Here is a 2,366-nt window from a genome sequence, read left to right on the forward strand (position 1 = left end):
GGTTTATGCTAGCTTTAACAGAGCTTTCAATTGCATATTCAATATTGAAACAAAAATTTTTAGAGAGGAGGAAAAAAAGTGAAAAACTTAAAAGTAAAAGTGCTAGAAAACATTGCTAAAATATCTAAGAAGACAGCTACATCAGCAGAAGGTAGGCAGTCAATGTTTTTATCTTACGAACCTAAAAAATCGGATAAGAAGTAGGCAGGTGTAAATGTAGATGTAGATCTGTGTGGGTAGTTTGGGGTATTGGGATTTTAATTAATTTGGGTATTGGGATTTATAATATAAATAAATATACAAAAACCTCCAGCATTGATATAGGAGGTTTTTGTGTTGCTATAAAAGGTAGTTCATGGTAATCTAAAAATAGAAATATCTCTAAAGGATGATAATAATGATATATATTGGGATTTGTGATGATGATAGATATTTTTTAGATTATGTTGGATATAAAATAGAAAAAATTTTAGAGAAGAAAAATATATCTTCTAGAATCCATAGACTATCAAATGGAATAGAATTATTAAATGCTTATGATGAGAAAAATAAGCCTTTTGATATCATATTCTTAGATATAGATATGCCTAAAATAGATGGTTTAGAAGTAGCAGAAGTTATTAGAAAGAAAGATGAAGAAACTATATTAATGTTTTTAACTTCTATGGATAATGAAGTGTATAAGACTTTCAAGTATGACACTTTTAGATTTATTAGGAAAAGCCATATAGACATGGAATTAGATGAAGCATTAAAAAGTTCTTTGGAAAAATTAAAAGATGAAAAGCATGTATTTAAAACAACAGATGGGAATTTATCTTTGTATATTAGCGATATACTTTATTTTGAGTTTTTAGACAGAACTGTGCATATTAAAACCTTTGATAGCAAATATAAAACTACTATTAGAAGATTTAAGGATATAGAAACTGTATTTGAGTCTAAAGGTTTTGTTTCAATACATAGAGGTTGCATAGTGAATGAGAATTATATAAAAAGCATAGGAAATTTAGATATAACTTTAGATAATGATGAAAAATTGCCTGTAAGTAGATATAGAATAGAAGATGTAAAGAAAAGTTTCATTAAAGTAGCAAGGAGAGGATAAAAAATGCCTCAAACAATTTTATGGAATATATATGAATATATTTTAGGTTTAATAGAGGTTTTACTTTTCTATGATTTTTTAAACTTAATGTTGGAAAGGAATAAAAAGATAAAAAAAGGATATTTTTATTTGTCTATTGTATTTCTATCGATTTTTACATATGTATTGACAGAAATCAATATGTATTCAATGATACGAACTATTCTATTATATCTAATTTTACTTTTTATAGCATATAGGTTATATAAAGGTAATATTAAGGAGAAGATATTCTTTGTAACTATGTTTTATTTTTTCTTAATATTTGCTGATATTTTAACTGTCAATATCTTAAGTTATTTCATTGGTAAGGATATTCAAGAACTAGTAATAAATCAAACATGGGCTAGAGTATTATTTACTCAAATTTCCAAACTATTGTTTTTTATAGTCTTAAGGGTAGTTAAAAATAATTATAGGGAAAGAGAACCAGATATTCCTAGATATTATTGTTATTGGATTTTATTTGTTTACTTAATATCAGGAATCAATTTATTAGTCATATTTAGCCTTGGTTTAATTATAAATGAATTAAATATAGAGATTCAACATTTAACAGTAGCTATTAGTTTAGGTTCGTTGATGATAGTCATAATAACCTATTATATTTTTATGAAATTAAATAGTTTTTATAAAGAGAGAAGTAATTTTAGGATAGTGGAAATAAAGAATGAGATGCTTCAAAAGGAAATAGAAGAAAAAGAAAGAATATATGAAGGGGTTAGAAAGGTTCACCATGATTTTAAGAATCATATTATTTGTTTAGAAAAATTATTAGAGCAGGAAAAATTTGAATCTGCTGAAGAGTATATTGAAGATTTAAAAGATGAAGTAGTTGATACTTATACATGGATTAAAACTGGAAACGATACATTGGATGCTATATTGAATCAAAAGAAATCAGAGGGAATAAAAAATAATATAAAGATTAATATGAAAGTAACTATTCCCCAAGATGTAAATATCAAGCCATTGGATTTATCTACAATTTTAGGAAATGCCTTAGATAATAGCATAGAAGCAAATGAAAAAATAGAGGATGAAAACAAAAGAAATATAGATGTAAAAATAAATCCATATAAAAACTATCTATTTATAGAAATATCAAATCCCACATTATTTAACCCAATAGATGAAGAAGGAAAGCTTGAAACAACTAAAAAGGACAGTAAAAATCATGGTTTTGGAATAAAAAGTATAAAAGGTGTAGTGGAAAAAT

At 25.4% G+C, this 2,366-nt stretch carries 3 protein-coding genes; all 3 read left to right on the forward strand.

All coding sequences use genetic code 11. The features are described 5' to 3' along the window. Positions 1-78: 78 nt before the first annotated feature. Complete coding sequence (locus tag VK998_RS07555) at positions 79-204, forward strand: hypothetical protein (RefSeq protein WP_325227238.1); 126 nt, start codon at positions 79-81, stop codon at positions 202-204. 193 nt (positions 205-397) lie between these two features. After that, entirely contained in the window at positions 398-1,108 is a 711-nt protein-coding gene (locus tag VK998_RS07560) for a LytR/AlgR family response regulator transcription factor (RefSeq protein ID WP_325227241.1), read from the forward strand. Between the two features lie 3 nt (positions 1,109-1,111). Further along, on the forward strand, positions 1,112-2,366 hold a 1,255-nt coding region (locus tag VK998_RS07565; RefSeq protein ID WP_325227246.1), incomplete at its 3' end, for a sensor histidine kinase.

The organism is Schnuerera sp. (assembly GCF_035459645.1).
In the GTDB taxonomy this organism is placed as follows: Bacteria; Bacillota; Clostridia; order Tissierellales; family Tepidimicrobiaceae; genus Schnuerera.